Annotated in this window: 17 protein-coding genes and 2 tRNA genes; 11 read left to right on the forward strand and 8 right to left on the reverse strand. The window is 68.2% G+C overall.

All coding sequences use genetic code 11. The annotated features are described in order from the left end of the window. The first annotated feature begins 12 nt into the window (after window positions 1–12). The 5 genes from ACGFNU_RS02335 (at window position 13) to ACGFNU_RS02355 (ending at window position 3,666) form a co-directional block, all read left to right on the forward strand. Window positions 13–975 (forward strand): ATP-binding cassette domain-containing protein, encoded by a 963-nt coding sequence (locus tag ACGFNU_RS02335; protein WP_392589426.1) that lies wholly within the window; start codon window positions 13–15, stop codon window positions 973–975. Next, complete coding sequence (locus ACGFNU_RS02340) at window positions 975–1,754, forward strand: ABC transporter permease (protein ID WP_392589427.1); 780 nt, start codon at window positions 975–977, stop codon at window positions 1,752–1,754. Before ACGFNU_RS02335 ends, ACGFNU_RS02340 begins: the two co-directional genes overlap by 1 nt. A 454-nt stretch (window positions 1,755–2,208) precedes the next feature. Next, a complete protein-coding gene (locus ACGFNU_RS02345; RefSeq protein ID WP_392589428.1) occupies window positions 2,209–2,883 on the forward strand; it encodes a Crp/Fnr family transcriptional regulator in 675 nt (224 codons plus the stop codon). 24 nt (window positions 2,884–2,907) lie between these two features. After that, on the forward strand, window positions 2,908–3,246 hold the full coding sequence (locus ACGFNU_RS02350) for a hypothetical protein (RefSeq protein ID WP_392589429.1): 339 nt from the start codon (window positions 2,908–2,910) through the stop codon (window positions 3,244–3,246). Window positions 3,247–3,390: 144 nt separating this feature from the next. After that, entirely contained in the window at window positions 3,391–3,666 is a 276-nt protein-coding gene (locus tag ACGFNU_RS02355; protein ID WP_392589430.1) for a hypothetical protein, read from the forward strand. A gap of 568 nt (window positions 3,667–4,234) precedes the next feature. Here the strand turns inward: ACGFNU_RS02355 and ACGFNU_RS02360 are convergent. Continuing rightward, window positions 4,235–4,326: transfer RNA gene (locus ACGFNU_RS02360), tRNA-Ser, on the reverse strand. Window positions 4,327–4,440: 114 nt separating this feature from the next. Beyond that, the gene (locus ACGFNU_RS02365; RefSeq protein WP_392589431.1) at window positions 4,441–4,890 is read right to left on the reverse strand and encodes a hypothetical protein; all 450 of its coding nucleotides are present in this window, start codon (window positions 4,888–4,890) and stop codon (window positions 4,441–4,443) included. Between the two features lie 210 nt (window positions 4,891–5,100). Here ACGFNU_RS02365 and ACGFNU_RS02370 point away from each other — a divergent pair. After that, window positions 5,101–5,173, forward strand: a tRNA-Arg gene (locus ACGFNU_RS02370). A gap of 393 nt (window positions 5,174–5,566) precedes the next feature. On the opposite strand, the gene ACGFNU_RS02375 is transcribed toward ACGFNU_RS02370, so the two are convergent. Further along, the gene (locus tag ACGFNU_RS02375; RefSeq protein ID WP_392589432.1) at window positions 5,567–5,764 is read right to left on the reverse strand and encodes a serine hydrolase; all 198 of its coding nucleotides are present in this window, start codon (window positions 5,762–5,764) and stop codon (window positions 5,567–5,569) included. A 203-nt stretch (window positions 5,765–5,967) separates the two neighbouring features. Then, window positions 5,968–6,507, reverse strand: a complete 540-nt coding sequence (locus tag ACGFNU_RS02380) for a hypothetical protein (RefSeq protein WP_392589433.1) — start codon at window positions 6,505–6,507, stop codon at window positions 5,968–5,970. A gap of 290 nt (window positions 6,508–6,797) precedes the next feature. Between ACGFNU_RS02380 and ACGFNU_RS02385 the strand changes: the two genes are divergently transcribed. Together ACGFNU_RS02385 and ACGFNU_RS02390 are read left to right on the forward strand one after the other, a co-directional pair. After that, a complete protein-coding gene (locus tag ACGFNU_RS02385; protein ID WP_392589434.1) occupies window positions 6,798–9,173 on the forward strand; it encodes an alkaline phosphatase family protein in 2,376 nt (791 codons plus the stop codon). Beyond that, a complete protein-coding gene (locus ACGFNU_RS02390) occupies window positions 9,170–9,949 on the forward strand; it encodes an MBL fold metallo-hydrolase (RefSeq protein WP_392589435.1) in 780 nt (259 codons plus the stop codon). The genes ACGFNU_RS02385 and ACGFNU_RS02390 overlap by 4 nt, the downstream gene beginning before the upstream one ends. A 78-nt stretch (window positions 9,950–10,027) precedes the next feature. On the opposite strand, the gene recQ is transcribed toward ACGFNU_RS02390, so the two are convergent. Then, the gene (recQ, locus tag ACGFNU_RS02395) at window positions 10,028–12,022 is read right to left on the reverse strand and encodes a DNA helicase RecQ (protein WP_392589436.1); all 1,995 of its coding nucleotides are present in this window, start codon (window positions 12,020–12,022) and stop codon (window positions 10,028–10,030) included. Window positions 12,023–12,062: 40 nt separating this feature from the next. Next, window positions 12,063–12,656: a TetR/AcrR family transcriptional regulator gene (locus tag ACGFNU_RS02400; RefSeq protein WP_392589437.1), complete on the reverse strand. Its 594-nt coding sequence runs from the start codon at window positions 12,654–12,656 to the stop codon at window positions 12,063–12,065. 90 nt (window positions 12,657–12,746) lie between these two features. Here ACGFNU_RS02400 and ACGFNU_RS02405 point away from each other — a divergent pair, with 90 nt between their 5' ends. Next, entirely contained in the window at window positions 12,747–13,700 is a 954-nt protein-coding gene (locus ACGFNU_RS02405) for an SDR family oxidoreductase (RefSeq protein WP_392589438.1), read from the forward strand. Here ACGFNU_RS02405 and ACGFNU_RS02410 read toward each other — a convergent pair. Then, the gene (locus tag ACGFNU_RS02410; protein WP_392589439.1) at window positions 13,685–14,368 is read right to left on the reverse strand and encodes an HAD family hydrolase; all 684 of its coding nucleotides are present in this window, start codon (window positions 14,366–14,368) and stop codon (window positions 13,685–13,687) included. The two genes, ACGFNU_RS02405 and ACGFNU_RS02410, sit on opposite strands and share 16 nt — an antisense overlap. A gap of 198 nt (window positions 14,369–14,566) precedes the next feature. On the opposite strand from ACGFNU_RS02410, the gene ACGFNU_RS02415 reads away from it, so the two are divergent. Both ACGFNU_RS02415 and ACGFNU_RS02420 read left to right on the forward strand, forming a co-directional pair. Then, window positions 14,567–15,106: a hypothetical protein gene (locus ACGFNU_RS02415; RefSeq protein WP_392589440.1), complete on the forward strand. Its 540-nt coding sequence runs from the start codon at window positions 14,567–14,569 to the stop codon at window positions 15,104–15,106. Between the two features lie 100 nt (window positions 15,107–15,206). Beyond that, window positions 15,207–15,578, forward strand: coding sequence for a phage holin family protein (locus tag ACGFNU_RS02420; protein ID WP_392589441.1), 372 nt, complete (start codon window positions 15,207–15,209; stop codon window positions 15,576–15,578). 90 nt (window positions 15,579–15,668) lie between these two features. On the opposite strand, the gene ACGFNU_RS02425 is transcribed toward ACGFNU_RS02420, so the two are convergent. Beyond that, on the reverse strand, window positions 15,669–17,585 hold the full coding sequence (locus ACGFNU_RS02425) for a hypothetical protein (protein WP_392589442.1): 1,917 nt from the start codon (window positions 17,583–17,585) through the stop codon (window positions 15,669–15,671). Between the last annotated feature and the right edge of the window lie 181 nt (window positions 17,586–17,766).

A 17,766-nucleotide genomic window follows, 5' to 3' on the forward strand; every position in this document is an offset into this window, starting at 1 on the left:
AGGAGCACCACCATGACCAACCTGGCCATCGCGGCGACGGGACTGCGCAAGTCCTACCGCGACAAGACCGGCGAGAAGGTCGTCCTGGACGGCATCGACCTGGCAGTCCCCGAAGGAACGATCTTCTCCCTGCTCGGCCCCAACGGCGCCGGCAAGACCACCACCGTCCAGATCCTGTCGACCCTGATCAACGCCGACGACGGCCAGGTCCAGGTCGCCGGGTTCGACCTGGCCCGCCAGCCCGACGACGTCCGCGGCGCCATCGGCGTCACCGGCCAATACTCAGCCGTCGACAAGCTCCTCACCGGCGAAGAGAACCTGCTGCTCATGGCCGACCTCAAGCACCTGCCCCGCCGCGACGGCAAGCGCAAGGCCACCGAACTCCTCGAACGCTTCGACCTGGTGGACGCGGCCCGCAAACCCGCGTCCACCTACTCCGGCGGCATGGCCCGCCGCCTGGACCTGGCGATGACCCTGGTCGGCGACCCCCGCCTGATCTTCCTGGACGAACCCACCACCGGCCTCGACCCACGCAGCCGCCGCTCCATGTGGGGCATCGTCCGCGAGCTGGTCGCCGACGGCGTCACCATCTTCCTCACCACCCAATACCTGGAGGAAGCCGACCAGCTCGCCGACCGCATCGCCCTCCTCGACCACGGACGGCTGATCGCCGAAGGCACCTCCGACGAACTCAAACAACTCATCCCCGGCGGCCACGTGTCACTGAAGTTCACCGACGAAGACGTCCTCACCCACGCGCTCACCGTGCTCGGCCAAGGCTTCGTCGACCCCGCCGACGACGACCGCCTCACCCTGCAGACCCCCTCCGACGGCAGCGTCACCTCACTACGCGAACTGCTCAGCCACCTGGACACCGCAGGCATCGAACCCGCCCACCTCAGCATCCACACCCCCGACCTCGACGACGTCTTCCTCACCCTCACCGGCCACAAGAACACCCAGGACGCAGCCTGATGAGCACCCTCACCCTCGCCGCCCGCGACTCCTCCACCATGATCCGCCGGCAGCTCAAACGCCTGATCCGCTACCCGTCCATGACCATCCAGCTGGTCATCACACCGGTCATCCTGCTGCTGCTGTTCGTCTATGTCTTCGGCGGCACCCTGGGCAACGGCCTCGGCGGATCCGGTGGCCGCCAGGCCTACGTCAACTACGTCGTCCCCGGGATCCTGCTCATGGCGGCCGCCACCGCCGCCACCGGAACCGCCGTGATGGTCGCCACCGACATGACCGAAGGCATCATCGCCCGCTTCCGCACCATGCACATCTGGCGGCCCGCCGTCCTGACCGGCCACGTCGTCGCCAGCGTCATCCAGCAACTCCTCGGCATGGCCGTCCTGATCGGCATCGCCCTGGCGATCGGATTCCGCCCCAACGCCTCCGCCGTCGAATGGCTGGCCACCGTCGCACTACTCACCCTGTTCGCGATCGCCATCACCTGGCTGTCAGTCGCCCTCGGCCTGAAGTCCCCCACCCCCGAAGCGGCCAGCAACGCGCCCATGCCCCTCATCCTGCTGCCCTTCCTCGGCAGCGGCTTCGTCCCCACCGACTCCATGCCCACCGCCATCCGCTGGTTCGCCGAATACCAGCCCTTCACCCCGATCATGGAGACCATCCGCGGCCTCCTGCTCGGCGCCCCGATCGGCAACAGCGCCGCCATCGCCACCGCCTGGTGCGCCGGCATCACCGCCGCCTCCTACCTCTGGGCCAAGAACACCTTCAACAAGGCATAACCATGAACCGCCCCGACAGGGCCGTCGGACTCCCAGTCCGACGGCCCTAAGCCTTTCCACAGCCCCCTCGGAGAACTCGGCGCCAAGAAGGCGATCGGTCTGCCGAACGAGCCAGCTTCGCCCTCCCCACACCGAGCATTCAACCGAAAGAACCACTCCAGTCGCACCATGGAGTGAACACCAACACCAGGCACGCCTGGGGCGTAGGCCTCGTAAGGCAGAGCCACTCAAAGCCAGAACACCCCGCCGAAGTGATCAACCTCAACGAGGACGCGGCGATCTTGCGTCCTCGCCCCTTGCAGATCTCTTCCTGCGTGCTTTCCCAGCCGTCCAACACCGTGCAGCGAACCGACTACGCAGCTGAACGCGTTTTCTAAGATCTAGCTTGGCGGACTCATACCTATTTCTACACGGACCTATCCATACTCATATGTAGAAAATTACAATCACGATCATGGCAGACGCTGATGAAGCCTCGATCCGCATGGACGTCCTCGATGACGAGCAGCGAGAGGCCTTGAGGGCTCTGGGCAGCGAAGTCCGGTACCCCGCCGAGCACACGATCTTCTTGGAAGGGGAACCGTCCCACTCCGTGCTCTTCATCCAGGAGGGCCATCTCAAGGTGACGCAACGCGACACCGACCGTGAGGTCATACTCGCCATCCGCGGTGAGGACGAGCTCATCGGCGAGGAAGGCGTCCTGATGGATGAACCTCGGTCGGCCACCGTCACGACGATCACGCCTGTGACGGCTCTGGACATCCGCGCCGCTGACCTGATCGAGTTCGTCAAGCGTTACGACCTGTGGGTGGTGATGTATCGCGCGGCTGTTCGCCGACGGCGCCAGTCAGATCATTACGCCATGCTCGCGCGGTTGGATGTCAGAAGCAGACTGGCCCGCTGGCTCGTGGCCTTGGCGGACGAAGCAGAGCTCGGTGAAAAAGTCCAGGACGGCTGGGCGATCGGCGCTGCGCTTTCCCAGCAGGACTTCGCCGGGCGGATCGGGGCCTCCCGCGATGCTGTGGCCATCGAGTTGCGCCGGTTCCGCGATCAGAAGCTGGTCTCCACAGGTCGGAGGAAAATCGTTATCCATGACCTTGAAGCACTGCGACAGATCTCGCTCCTCTGAAGTAGCGGCATGAACGGAGATGGCATGGAGAAGGCGATCGCGACTCCCGAACTCGGCCCATTCCAGGATATGTGGGATGCCTGGGAGGAAGTACGAGGGGAACTCCTCAACAAGCCGCTCTCCCATTATCGGCGGGCGACCGAGATCCAGTTCGACGAGCTGGAGGAGCATCTGGGGATGGACGACCGCGCCGCGGCGGCCAGGGAGGCGACCGACGTCATCAGCATCGCATTGAACCTCTTGCGATGGCTCGAATACACCCCGGCCGAGATCAGCGACATCGCACGGTCCCGTGCTGCCGAGCGAATGCAGGGCCAAACGCCAGAGATTCTGGAGAAGTACCACCAGGTCTACAGAATCTGACCAACCCAAGCCGCTGCCTACACGTAACCGATGAAGGAGGCGCTAGGCCCAGACGAAGAAGGTGGCGGCCCACCTGCGCCAACAGGTGAGCCGCCCGGGACACCCAGCCCACCACATGCGAATGAAGGATCTGGAGTATCCACCATGCTGAGACTACGCCTCCGAAACGGCGACCCTGAACCGTCCAGGCACCGAGGCCGGCCCCTCGAGACGGTCCTGGTCGTCGTCGGTGCCGGCGGGGCAGCCGCCATCGCCGCCACCCACCCTGCGATCGGCTTCTCGCTCAACGTCGGCGCAACAGTCCTCGCAGCCCTGTATGCCGTGACCAGCAGACCTGCGCAGATCGATTCCGATGAGAACGAGCCGGCAGATTCCGAGGGAGACCAGCGAGCTGATCCTGGTGAGGATCAGCAGAACTGAGCGTGACAACCACCCGGCTGCCAGGCCGCGCGTACCGGTCGGCAGAGGTCCTGACCGGTTGACGTTCCCAGCAGCGCTCACGCGTCGGCAGCAGGAGCGGCTCCGGATGGGCGTGACCTCAAACCAAACACGATCAGGGCGCGCTAGTTCCTGCGAGAACGGGTCTGCCTAGACCTCAATGAACAGCCCTGGACACCTGCCATAACGGCCGCGCGCGAAAGAATGCACCGGCCCCGCCCACCGCTTCCCGAAGCGTTCTGGTGGCGAACCGGTCTTCCGACCGCACAAGCCGACCCTGATGAGCAGGCTGCCGCAGCTGCGCAAGAACGCCCAGCAGCAGGCTGAGCCGGGCCGTGTCCACGACCGACGGCTGTATGAGGCTCGGCACACCGCCGACTCTCGCGGCCGCGCACATGCAGGTGATCCGGACCTTGGGTAACTGGGCCCGAACGCTACACCCTGCTCACTTCGCCCCTCGTGTACGACCCTCTGGGCAATCAACAGCAACTAGGGGTGTCAGAACAAGATCAGCCGGGCTGCGCAACGAGGCGCAACCCGGCTGGTCAGGTGGCGGAGGATCGGGGATTTGAACCCCGGATGGGCGTGAACCCAAACCGCATTAGCAGTGCGGCGCCATAGACCGGACTAGGCGAATCCTCCAGGAGGCCAACAGGCCGAGAACAGGTTACCGGGTGTTCGCATCACCCGGCAAAGCGAGCCCAGCATAGCGACGGCCGGCCGTCCTCGCACGACGGAAGACGGCCGGCCGAGGCGTCAGCCGAGACGGAAACCGGCGATGCCGCAGGCCTTGGAGAGGGCCTGGCCACTCTGCTGCATCGAGCTGATGCTGGACATGCTGCTGGAGGCGCTGCTGGGGTTCGAGGCCATCTGGCGCATGGCGCTGGCGGCACCGTCGACGTCGGCCGCGAACTTGGTGGCGGCCGACTCGACGTCCCCACCGGCGTTCTGGCCCTCGCTGCGGACCTTGGACGCGAAGTCGCTGAGCTTCTGCGCGTTCGCCGAGATGCTGGCGGTCGGGTTGTTCATGTCCGGCTGCGCCATCCCCGAGCTGGCGAACTGCTCGGCGGCCGACTTGATGTTGTCGCAGGCGGCCTTCTTGTCGCCGCCGCCGGTCACCGCGTCCAGGGGGCCGCAGGCGGTGGAGGTGAGCATCGCGCCACCGATGGCAAGGACGCCGACCAGCTTGGTGGCAGACATGCGCATGGGAGTTCTCCTTTGAGGGGGGTTTGATCCGGACGAGAGTAGACCTCAGGGGTCACTGGCGTCTCAGTTACCCCTTTGGCGTTCTGGCCGAGCGAACGGTTCCATGACCCGCGTCACAGCTTCGATCAAGTCGTCAGGAGCCCGCAGACGCGACTTCGGGTAACCGATTCGCGGTTAGGTCCGATCAGCCGGTACAGTAATCCCCGGCAGGCACCCGTAGCTCAACGGATAGAGCATCTGACTACGGATCAGAAGGTTAGGGGTTCGAATCCCTTCGGGTGCGCACAGGTCAAGACCCTCTTGCGATCATCGCGAGGGGGTCTTTGCGTTGGCTCGCGGCTGTGCCGACCCGGTGTACTGCGCGGCGTGGACGATCGCCAGCAGCTGTGGGCGGCCGTGCTGTGGCAGGACGACCTTCGGTGGGACGGGTCCTCATCATTTCCCGCGGTTGCGCTGGTTTAGGAGACGTCCGCGCAGGAGCGCCTCCAGGAAGCGGTTGAGGTCCGAGGTGCTGGAGATCATGCCGCCTCCGGCTCCGGCGACGGTCGGGTTGAGGCGGGTGATGTCCAGAAGGTCGGACTCCGGCCGTACGTATCCCTGGGGATGCGGCTTGGGGATGTCGGGTGAGTCGGTCGGGTCGAATTCGCGCGGGCGCTGCAGGGCGATGCCTATTAGGTCATGTGCTTCCCAGTGCCGGAGCGGGTCTTTGAGGATCTCCGTTGGGGGCTGATGCTTCAGGATGTCCGGCAGACCGCTGGAGCAGCTGGCGGATGGTGATCTGCCGCCCGTCGTTGTCACCGCGCACTACCTTGGAGACGTATCGCTCCACCGGAGCGTCGAGTTTGATCCGTCTTTCGTCGACGAACTGGAGCACGACGGTGGCGACAAAAGGATTTCGTCACACTTAGCTTGCTGGGGCTCGTTGGGGTCAGCGCCATCGATGCCAGCACGCTTTTGGTGATTATGGATCGTCACGATAGGTAGCGGCATACCGGTACATCCGTCGTTTGAGTCATGCACGCGCTCGCTCCTGAAGAGGAGCGGAATGGCGGGGAGGACGTGTCCTCCCCACCATCGTTAGGCCTTCTTCCAGACGTAGCCGAGTGGTCCGTCCAGCTTCCAGCCCTGCTTCATCAGTGCCTTCGCCTGGGCGGTGTTGACGGCGCGCCAGCCGTTCTTCGACACCCGCCAGATCTGGAACTTGCCCGCGCCCTTGCCCTTGGACGTATAACCCAGGACGCCCTCGTAGACGAAGCGCTTCGACGCGACGAGCTTGTCGCGTTCCTTTGCGGACAGTGTCACGAGGTAGGCCGAGCGGGTCTTGTAGCGCAGCCGGTACAGGGTGAGCGCGCCCTTGAAGCGTTTCGTGGAGACGTACCCGAGGTTGCGGTTGGTCGGCGTGAACTTGTACTTCTTCTTCGCCTGCTCCGCTTCGTTGCGGTTGGTCGTATAGAAGTAGCCCTGCTTCTTCTTGGTGGTGAATTCGTAGATCTTCGCGCGAGTGCTCGCGGCCGCCGCGACGGTGCCCGCGTTGTCGCTCGCGGACACCTTCTTTGCCTGCGGCTCGGCGCTTCCGCAAGCGGTAAGGGTGATTCCCGCGACTGTGAGCGCGGACACCGCGCCGATTACGCGGACTCGGTTGACCATTGAAGAGTCCTCCACTGTGGATGAATCAGAGACGGGCTCATTGGGCCTCGTCGCACCCTAGACGTACGTGTGGGCCGGCCGGTTCCATGATCGTGACAACGGCGGCTGTGTCAGGGCGTGAGCGATCCTCGCATATGTGGAATGGCCCGAACCGCCGGAGGGCTGCCAATCTTCGCCGGATTCCTGCCAGGTCCGCGGTGGAGGCCGCTCATGTGCCCGATGGGTTTACTTCGTTCGGCCGATCTGTTCTGATCGAATTTATGGTCCCGGCGTCCGCGCAGGGCAGGAGGCATCGGCTCGTCCGCTGGCTTCTGCGTGGCTGGCGGCCGCGGTGGCGGCAGGCCCTCAACCTGCTGTGGGCCTGGCTGCTCGGCATCCTGGCGCTCAGCCTGATCATCGCGGTCCACGGGGGGATCGAGGCGCACGGCCTCGGCAGTGTGGCGGTCGCGGTGCTGGTGGTGGCCGTGGTCGATGCCGTGCTGCGGCCGTTGCTGACGGCCCTGGCGATCGCGCTGTCGTGGTTCGGCGTCTTCGTGATCGGATTGCTGGCGCAGGCGATCGTCACCTATATCGGACTGGCGATCGCGCCGGGCATCACCGTCGACAGATTCCTGGACGCGTTCGTCGCCTCGTGGCTGTACGCCCTGGTCGCCACCGTTCTGGGCTGGCTCCTCGCGGTCGACACCGACGACGCGTTCATCGGCCATTGCGTCCGGCAGGCGACGCGCGGCGGTGGCGGACGTGCCGGCGACGACCTTGTGCCCGGAGTGGTGTTCGTCCAGCTCGACGGGGTGCCGCGCCCCGTCCTGGAGTGGGCCTTGAACGCGGGCAACCTTCCCACGCTGTCGCGGTGGGTCCGGTCGGGGCGGCACACCGTTCGAGGCTGGACGGCGCGCGTGCCGTCGACGACGCCGGTCTCGCAGGCGGGGCTGTTGCACGGCTCCACCGAGGGCATCCCGGCGTTCCGGTGGTACGAGAAGGACTCCGGGCGGATGCTCGTCGCCAACCGTCCCGCCGACGCCGCCGAGATCGAGTCCCGGATGTCCGACGGCCGAGGGCTTCTCGCCGACGACGGGGTGAGCATCGCCAACCTGTTCTCGGGCGACGCCGCCGTCCGGCTGCTGTCGATGAGCGGCGCGAGGAGCAGCGGCGGGATCGGGCCGTCGTCCTCGTACGCCTCGTTCTTCACGCATCCCTTCGGCTTCAGCCGGGCACTGATCCTCACCGTGGGCGAGATGATCAAAGAGCTGTACCAGGCTCGGCGGCAGCGCGTCCGGGGGGTGGAGCCGCGGATTCGGCGGCTCGGGTCGTACGTGCTGCTGCGCGGCGTGACGAACGTGATGCTCCGCGACCTGAACGTGGCGCTGGTCATCGAGCAGCTCATGCGCGGCGCCAAGTCGATCTACGTCGACTTCGTGGACTACGACGAGATCGCCCACCACGCGGGACCCGTCCGGCCGGAGTCGTTGCGCGCGCTGGAAGGGCTGGACGAGGTCGTCGGGCAGCTCGAACGTGTTGCCGCGCAGGCGCCCCGGCCCTACGAGTTCGTGGTGTTGTCCGATCATGGGCAGAGCCAGGGGGCCACATTCTCCCAGCGGTACGGGCTGCGCCTGGAAGATCTCGTCCGTGAGCTCATGGGCGGAACCGCGCAGGTGGCGGCCGTGACCAGCCCCCTCGAAGAATGGGGGCCGGTCAACACGTTCCTCAGCCAGCTCACCCAGCAGGAGAGTGTCAGCGCCGGCCTCGCCCGGCGCGTTCTTCGCGAGCGCGCGGCGACCGGCCTCGGCCCCTCCGAACGCGAGGGCCGCCAAGCGGAAGGCCGTCCGGCGGAAGGCCGCGGCTCAGACGGCGAGGCGACAGGCCGCTCAGACGGCGAGGCGGCAGGCCGCCAAGACGACCGCTCGGACGGCGAGGCGCAGGCGGTCGGCCTTCACTCGGGCGGCGATGCAGAGGCGGAGGCGGGCGAACTTGAGCTCGACGGAGGCGCGCCCAGTGAACGCGCCGTTGAAGCTCGTTCCACTGCCAGTGGCGTGGACGGGCCTGCCGAACGTAAGCGACGACGTAATGACGCTCCCGTCCCAACGGAGGAACGGCCAGAGCTTCTGGTCGCGGCTTCAGGAAACCTGGGGCTCGTCTACTTCCCGCGCCATCCCGGCAGGCTCACCTACGAGGAGATCGAACAACACTGGCCCGACCTCGTCGGAGCACTGGCGAACCATCCAGGCATCGCGTTCGCCGTCGTCACCTCCGAGGAGTGGGGGCCGATCGCGATCGGCCGGCAGGGCATCCATCACCTCCAGGACGGCCGTATCGACGGTGACGATCCCCTCGCCGCGCTCGCCGCCAATGCCGCCGACGACCTGCTGCGGGTCGCCTGCCTTGAGCAGGCGCCCGACATCTATGTGAACAGCATGATCGATCCCGTCACCTCGGAGGTCGCGGCGTTCGAGGAGCTCGTCGGCTGCCATGGCGGTCTCGGCGGCTGGCAGACGGAGGCGATGATCGTCCATCCCGCGGACTGGCCGCTCACTCCGGAGCCCCTCGTCGGAGCCGAGGCGGTGCATCGTCAGCTCGTCCGCTGGCTGGAACATCTCGGCCACCGCACCGACCTGCCAGAGAAGTCTGGAGGAGCATGAGCGGCGACGGCTCGTTCCGGGTCACCTGGTGGGGGCACAGCACGGTGACCTTGGAGGACGGCGGCGTGCGGCTGCTCACCGATCCCTTGCTCACCAACCGGGTCGGCCACCTGCACCGGCGGCGTGGGCCCACTCCCGCAGCGGACGCGCGGAACGCCGACGCTGTTCTGATCTCTCACCTTCACGCCGATCACCTGCACATACCGTCTCTGCGTCTCCTGCCGGAGAGCACCATGCTGGTGGTGCCGCAGGGCACCCGGGCGATGCTGGCGGCGGCGCACCACGACGATCTCGCTGATCGGTGCGTGGAGATGGTGGCGGGGAAGGAGATCGAGGCGGCGGGTGCGGGTGTACGGGCGGTGCCGGCCAAGCACAGCGGCCGTCGGCACCCGTGGTCGTCACATCGCGCCCCTGCGCTCGGGTATGTGGTCACGGGACCGCGCCATGTCGCGTGGTTCGCGGGAGACACGGACCTGTTCGAAGGCATGGCGGACCTTGGACGTCTCGACCTGGCGCTCCTGCCGATCGGTGGCTGGGGGCCGTCGCTGGGCCCTGGGCACCTGGATCCCGAACGCGCCGCCGAGGCGGTGCGGCGGACCACGCCCGGGGTCGTGATCCCCATTCACTACGGAACGTTCTGGCCCGTCGGGCTCAACCGCGTCCGGCCCCAGCTCTTCCTGGGGCCTGAACGCGAGTTCGAACGGCGAACCAAGGCCGTCGCGCCGGACATCGCCGTCCACGTCCTCGATCCCGGCACCGCCGTGACCCTCGATTGATCGCCAGCTTCACGCCTTTTACCGACGTCCAGAGACGCAACCCGAGACGCCCCGCCGCCAGACGGATGCCGGTGGCGGTTAGGAGTCGGCGGCGAGGGTCTCCAGGACTTGTTCGCCGTATTTGGCCAGTTTGTTCTCGCCCACGCCGCTGACCTTGCCGAGCTCGGACAGGGAGGACGGGCCGAGGGTCGCGATCTCACGCAGCGTCGCGTCGTGGAAGATCACATACGCGGGGACGCCCTGCTCCTTGGCGGTGGCGGCGCGCCAGGCCCGGAGCCGTTCGAAGATCGGCTTGGCTTCGGCAGGGAGGTCCACCGGTGCCTTGCGGGACTTGGCCGCCTTCGCGGTCTTGGCCGTCGCCGCGGCGCGTTCGGGCTCGCGACGCAGCCTGACCTGGCGTTCCTTGCGCAGGACCGAGTTGCTGTCATCGGTGAGGACGAGCGCCCCGTAGTTCGGCTCGACGGCCAGCAAACCTTGCGCCAGCAACTGCCTGATGACACCCCGCCACTCGGTGTCGCGCAGGTCGGCGCCCACCCCGAAGACGCTCAGCGCGTCATGGTCGAACTGGATCACCTTGGGGGTCTTCTTGCCGACCAGAATGTCGATGATGTGTCCGGCACCGAACTTCTGGCGCCGCTCCCGGTCCAACCGTACGACCGCCGAGAGCACCTTCTGTGCGGCGACCGTTCCGTCCCATGCCTCGGGCGGCGACAGGCAGGTGTCGCAGTTGCCGCAGGCCTCGCCGGACTGGCCGAAGTAGTTGAGCAGCTGGACGCGGCGGCATTCGACGGTCTCGCAAAGCGCGAGCATGGCGTCGAGGTGCGTGCTCAGCCGGCGCCGGTGGGCGTCATCGCCCTCCGACCCGTCGATGAGTTTGCGCAGGTTGACGACATCCTGCAGCCCGTACGCGAGCCAGGCCGTAGACGGAAGCCCGTCACGTCCGGCACGACCGGTCTCCTGGTAGTAGCCCTCGACCGACTTCGGCAGGTCGAGATGCGCCACGAAGCGTACGTCCGGTTTGTCGATGCCCATGCCGAACGCGATGGTGGCCACGACCACCAGACCGTCCTCACGCAGGAACCGCGACTGGTTCGTGGCACGCACCCGCGCTTCGAGGCCGGCGTGATAGGGGACGGCCTCGACGCCGTTCTGCACGAGCCATTCCGCGGTCTTCTCGACCGAGTTGCGCGACAGGCAGTAGACGATGCCCGCTTCCCCGTCGTGCTCGTTGCGGATCAGGTGCAGGAGCTGGCGCTTGGGGTCGGTCTTCGGCTCGATGCGGTACTGGATGTTGGGGCGATCGAAGCTCGCGACGAAATGCCGCGCGTCCTCCAGATCGAGCCGCCGCGCGATGTCGGTGCGCGTCTCCTGCGTCGCCGTCGCCGTCAGCGCGATGCGCGGAATGTCCGGCCAGCGCTTGTGCAGCTCGGACAGCATCAGATAGTCGGGACGGAAGTCGTGGCCCCACTGCGAGACGCAGTGCGCCTCGTCGATCGCGAAGAGCGCGATCGTGCCGCGTTCGAGCAGGCGAACGGTCGACTCGACGCGCAGCCGTTCGGGGGCCAGATAGAGCAGGTCGAGATCGCCCGAAGCGAACTGCGCCTCCACCACCCGCCGCTCGTCGAGATCCTGGGTGGAGTTGAGGAACCCGGCGCGGACGCCGAGCGCCTGCAACGCGTCCACCTGGTCCTGCATGAGGGCGATGAGCGGCGAGATGACGACCCCGACGCCCTTACGCACGAGCGCGGGAATCTGGTAGCACAGCGACTTTCCGCCGCCGGTGGGCATCAGGACGAGCGCGTCGTTGCCGTCGACGACGTGATCGATGATCTCCTGCTGGCCATCGCGGAACGCGTCGTACCCGAAGATCCGCTGCAACGCCTCGAGCGGCGAGCCGGGCGCCTGCGCGGCCAGCGGCGGAAGCTCGCCCGAGGCCTGCCCGCCCGCCTGCTCCGGCACCTGGTAGTCGTAGTCGTCCGGAGGAAGATCCTCTTCGAACCAGGGGTCCGGCGGCGGCTCCTCGGGCAGTGCGTACGCCTCGTTCACGTCGGGTCCGCTCTCGGGGGAAGCCACCGGTTCATCCTAGTGACTCTCCATCTGGCGCGGGCCGGGGTTACGGGGTGCGGGTGAGGCGGCGGACGGCTTCGATCACGGCGGCGCGGCGGCGGGCGATCGCGACCGCGTCGTCGGGCTCGTCGAGGACGAGGCGGCGCAACTGCGGGACCGTGAAGTTCCAGGCCACGAGGCCGAGGATGGTGAACATCCAGTCCTGGGCCTCCTGGGTGCGGCGAGGCTCGTCGAGCCCCGCACCGAAGCCGCCGTCGCGGATCTCCCGCACGTTCTCCCGGTAGGCCTCGCGACGTTCGTCCTCGCCGGCCACCGGTCCGCCGCCGGTCTCGAGCGCCTCCCACAGGAGGAGCCGGATCAGCTCCGGGTGCTCCTGGTACCAGTCGAAGAGCAGGCCGACGCTCTCGGGCAGCGAGGCCTGGTCGAGCCGGACCGCGTGGCAGATCTCTTCGAGCTTCGCGCGGACGACGGTGCCGAAGAGCTTGTCCTTGCCGCCGTAGTAGAGGTAGATCGCCTGCTTGTTGGCCTTGGCGGACGCGGCGATGCGCTCGACCCGCGCGCCCGCCAGGCCGTGCTCGGCGAACTCGGCCGTGGCGGCCTCGAAGATCCGCCGCCTGGTGGCCTCCGCGTCGTACGTCATGCCACCAATTAAACCAGCCAGTTGACTTTTGGCGTGAACGGGCCCAGGATCTAAAACAACCAGATGGTTTATTCACTGAAGGGCACAACGATGAGCAGCACGTCCCCCGTTCCGACCCGTCTTCCCCTCCCGCAGGCGCTCGCCGGCGGGACGGTCGTCATCATCGGCGGCAGCTCCGGCATCGGCCTCGCCGCCGGGCAACTGCTCCACGCCATCGGCGCCCGAGTCGTTCTCGTAGGCCGCAACCCCGACCGCCTTGCCGCCGCCACCGAGAAGGTTCGCGCCGCCACCGAGACACTTGCCTTCAGCAACGCAGGCGAGAGTTCATCAACGGCAGCGCAGCTCTCCAACGAACGCACTATCGGCGTGCCAGCCTATGAACCCGCTGACAACACGGCCGCTCGTGGACGTGGTGTCGGCGCGGGCGCTGATCAGGGGGGTGTCGGCGTGGCTGCTCTTGAGCGCGTTATCGGCGTGGCTGCGGATGGCGGGGATGAGGGGCGGCTTGGGTCGATCTTTGATCAGGTCGGCTCGGTGGACCACGTTCTCGTGACGGCGGGCTCTTATGGCGGCGGGCCGCTGGGCGAGACGCCGCGGTCGGCCGTGGAGGACGCGGTGAACGCCAGGCTCTGGGGCGCGTACGCCGCGGCCCGGGTGGCGGCCGAGCACCTTCCCCCCGGGGGCTCGCTGACCTTGAGCTCCGGCGCCTACCTCACGCGTCCGGTGCCCGGCGCGGCGGCCGGCATCGCGAGCATCGGCGCGGTCGAGGGGCTCACTCGCGCGCTGGCCGTGGAGTTCGCACCGCGCCGCCTCCGCGTCAACACGGTGCGGTACGGGATCTTCGACACTCCGCTGTCGCGCGGCGCGATCGGTCAGGGTGCGGGCGCGGAAGGCGACGAGGCCGTACGGAAGGCAGGCGCAACGCTGCCGCTAGGACGCTTCGGTACGCCGGAAGAGGCGGCCTCGGCAGCGCTGTTCTTGATGGCCAACAACTACGTCACCGGCACGGCGCTGACCATCGACGGTGGTCACGCGCTCGGCTGAGGGCGTTCCGCGGCGCCGACCTTGGCGATGAGATCGGCGGTCACGGCGTCGAGATCCGGGGCCACGTACGAGGCCAGGGCCAGCGCGTCGTCGGCGGGCGGGTAGCGCGGGTGGGGAACGGCGATCACCCGCATGCCCGCCGCGTACGCCGAGCGCAGGCCGTTGCTGGAGTCCTCGATCGCCACGCATTCCGCCGCCAGGACGTCCAGGCGCGCGGCGGCGGCCAGATAGCCGTCGGGCGCCGGCTTGCCTCGGTCGACCTCCTCGGTCGAGACGGTCGCGCGAAACAGGCCGTCCACACCGAGCCGTCCGAGGACGAGGTCGATCAGGGCACGCGGGGACGAGCTGTTCAGGCCCAGCGGGTACCGCTCAGCCGTCCGGCGGATGGTCTCGACCGCGCCCGGCATCAACGGCAGTTCCTCGGCGTATCGCCGGCTCATCCGGTCGATCACCCCGTACGCGACCTCGTCGGCGGTGAGGCCCCCGATGAGGTCGGTGGCGAGGTAGTCCGCCCACTCCTCAGTGCTCATGCCCATGAGGCGGTCCTGGGTGTCGGGCAGCCAGCGGCCGCCGTGGTCGGCGACGAAGGCGCGGCGGACCTCCTCCCAGACCGGTTCGGTGTCGATCAGGACGCCATCCAGGTCGAACACGACGGCCTGTACGGACATGGTTCCTCCTGGTGGACGGCGGGGTGCCCCTGGCCACGATCACTACCCCGGCGAAACCGGGCGGAACCTCCACCCCACTTCCGGATGAACCCCTGCCTACCTGCAGATATTTGCCAAATAAGGCGGAACGGTCCATGGGTCTGGCATGGTGGTGACGCTCCGACCCCCGCCTCCGGAGTACCGCAGAGGAGACTGCCCATGGTGTTCCTTGGACTGGTCCTGGCCGTCGCCGCCGCCGTTTTCGGTGTCGGCATCGCATTGGAGAACTCCGGCCCCGCCGAACTGGTCGTCTTCGGCGAAACGGTGCCGGGTGTGACGAACGTTTGGCAGGTGTTCTTCGCGGGCGTGGTGGTGGCCGTCGTCTTCGTCCTCGGGCTGACGTTCACGTTCGTCGGGATGGGCAGGATGATCCGCACCCGCCGCGACCTCCGCTACCTGCGCGAGGAGCACGAGGAGTCGCTGACCACCCTGGAGATGGAGAAGCGCGAACTCCAGCGTGAGCTCGCCCGCATCCGCCAGGCCGGCGGCGCGACTCGTGCGCAACGCTCGGACGCCTCGGGCCAACGCCGAGGCGCCGCCGCCCGCCGCGAGCCGCACGCGGACGCGCCGGTCGCGCCAGCCGCCCCGGCCGCCCCCGCCTTGCCCCCCACCCCCACCTCCGGGACTCCCGCTCCCGTCGCCCGCGCCAGCCGTTCGCAGGTCACCGCCAACTCCTCGTTCTTCGACCGCACGGACTGATCTCTACGACGCCCGCTGGTCCCTGGAGATGAGACCGGCCGGGGAGATATCGCCACACAGTGCGATGGGACGGCAGCCGGCCCCGACGCATGATCGTTGTGTGCGGATACTCGTCAAGACAGCGATCACCGCGGCGGCGCTCTGGGTGGCCACCGTCCTGATCGACGGCATCTCGGTCGCCGGCGACACCGATCTGCGGCGCGCGGCCACCCTGGTCGGCGTCGCGGTGATCTTCGGTCTGATCAACGTCATCATCAAGCCGGTCGTCAAGACCCTGGGCTGCGCGTTCTACGTGCTCACGCTGGGCCTGATCGGGCTCGTGGTGAACGCCCTCCTGCTGCTGCTCGCGAGCAACCTGGCCGAACGCCTCGAACTCCCCTTCCACGTCGCCGGCTTCTGGCCCGCGTTCTGGGGCGCGATCGTGGTGGGCGTCGTCGGCTGGATCCTCAACCTTCTGCTGAACGACGACTAAAGCCCGCCACCCGTCTCGCCACCCGCCACCCGCCGCCCGCGGCCCCGCAGCTCCGCGGCCCCGACAGCGACGAGAGGGGGCCGCGGCGCTTCAGGTGATGGCTCGTTCGAATGGGCTCTGCGTCAGGCGCTCGTTGGCTTCGACGTCGGCGTACTCCGCGTACTTGGGCGGTGCCTGGTCTGAGACGCCCATCAGGATCCAGTTGCGTGCGTGGACGGCGCCGATGAGGAGGTCCGCGTCGTTCAGGCGACCGGCCCCGACGACCACCAGGGTGTCGTAGGCCGTGGTGACCACCGGGGAGGCGCCGATCGTTTCGGGGGTGCCGCAGACCAGCTCCGCCTTGTCGAGGAGGCGGAGTGGGAACTCGGTGGCTTCGAGGAAGCCGGAGAGCTCCTCGATTCGCGCCATCGCCTTGGTCTGGTGAGCCTCGGTCGACTCTGAGCCGCAGATCTGCCGCACGTTCTCGCGGGAACGGGCCTCGGCCTCGGCGGCGGTGTCGATCTCCGTGCTGAGGGCGGCCAGCTCGCTCTCGGTTTCGGCGCGGCGGCGTTCAAGCTCTGTCGCGGCCGCGGCGGCCTGGTGTGCCGCGGTCTCGGCCCGCTGCTCAGCGTGTTCGGCTGCCGCCACGGCGTCCCGGTGCGCGCGGTACGCGACGGCCAGTTTCTCCTCGGCCTCCCGGGCCACCTGCTGGGCCTGGCGTGCCGCCATGCCGGCCTGTGTGGCGACGTCGACGGCCTCCGCCGCTTGCTGCGCCTGTTCGCGGTGCGCGGCGGTGGCGGTCTCTCGTTCCGCGGCGAGCCGCGTGAGATCGGCGGTCAGCCGCTCCTGCGCGGCCTGAGCCGCCGCGAGCCCTGAGCCGCCCTCCGAGATGAACCTGACCAGCCCCGCGTGCTGCACCACGGCCCGTTCCGCCGCCTCGTGCGCCTGCCGGGCGCGCATGGACGCGTCCTCGGCCTCACGGGTCTGGGCCTTGATCTCGATGCGCAGCTCCTCGACTCTGGCCGGCGGGGCCGAGACGTGAAGGCGCTGGCCGAGGGTCAGCTTGCGGCGCTGCGCGGCGAGGGCGGACTCCGCGGACTTGAGACGGTAGTAGCGGGTGTGCCACTCCGCCTCCGCGTCTGTGGCGGCGCCATTGAGGCGTTCCGCCTCCTCTGTCGCGCGGGGCAGATCCTCCCGTGCCTTGGCGAGCTCCTGGACGAGCGACGCCTCCGCCTGGCGCGCCTCCTGAAGCTCTGCCTGGCAACGGGCGGCCTCCTGGTCGAGCGCGACACAGCGTGCGTAAGCCTCGTCGGCGGTGCGGGTGTGCTCTCCGGCCTCCGCCGCCGCCCCATCGGCCAATGCTTGAAGCCGTCCGGCCTCGGCGCGCGGCTCGGCCGTCTCCCCGGCGAGGCGTTCCTCCTCGGCCGCGAGCCGCTCCCGTTCCTCGTGGATCTCGGCGATGGCGTGCTCCGCGAGAGCGGCCTCCGTACGCAGGTCCGTGAGCTGCTGCTCCAGCCGTTCGAGATCGGCCCGCGCCTGCTCGTCCAGCCGCTCGCGCTCCGCCTTGACCTTGTCGAGGACCTCGGTGTCGCGCGGCCACTGTTCGAGCCAGAGGAGTTCGCGCTGGAGCTGCTTGGCCTCGGCCCGCCACGTCTTGCGCCAGGCCTCGCCGCCCGGCTTGACCACGGCGCCCTGGACGATGCCCACCGGCGCGGGCTCGGCCTCGGGCCTGGTCGGCGACTCGAGGTCGACGACCGTTCCGACGTCCGCCTGAACGGGCTCGGCCGCCTCGACCGTCACAACGAACCGCTCATTCCCGACGGCCCGCACGACCCGTTCGACCAACTCGGCGGTCGGCGCGAGAAGCAGCACCGGCCCGTCAGCAACGGCCTCGGCCGCCGCCACCACCGCAGCTTCGTCGTCATCGACCTCGACCAGCCGCATCTGCGGGCCCACCAGGCCTTCCACCAGGAACCGGGCAAGCTCGTCCCAATCCCCGCTGACCCGCCCCTCCCGGAACGAACGCATCGCCTCAAGGTGGGCCGCCCACCCGACCGGCCTGCCCCCGCGCACCGACCTCTCCCGAAGCCGGCCCTCCAGCTCCTCATAAATCCCGATCAGGGGCCCGTACGCCCCATCGACCAGCTCCCTCAGCCGCTCCGGCCCCTCCGCGACCGCGTCGCCCTCTCCGACGTCACTCCCGTCAGAG

The organism is Spirillospora sp. NPDC048911 (genome assembly GCF_043198015.1).
Lineage (GTDB): Bacteria > Actinomycetota > Actinomycetes > Streptosporangiales > Streptosporangiaceae > Spirillospora.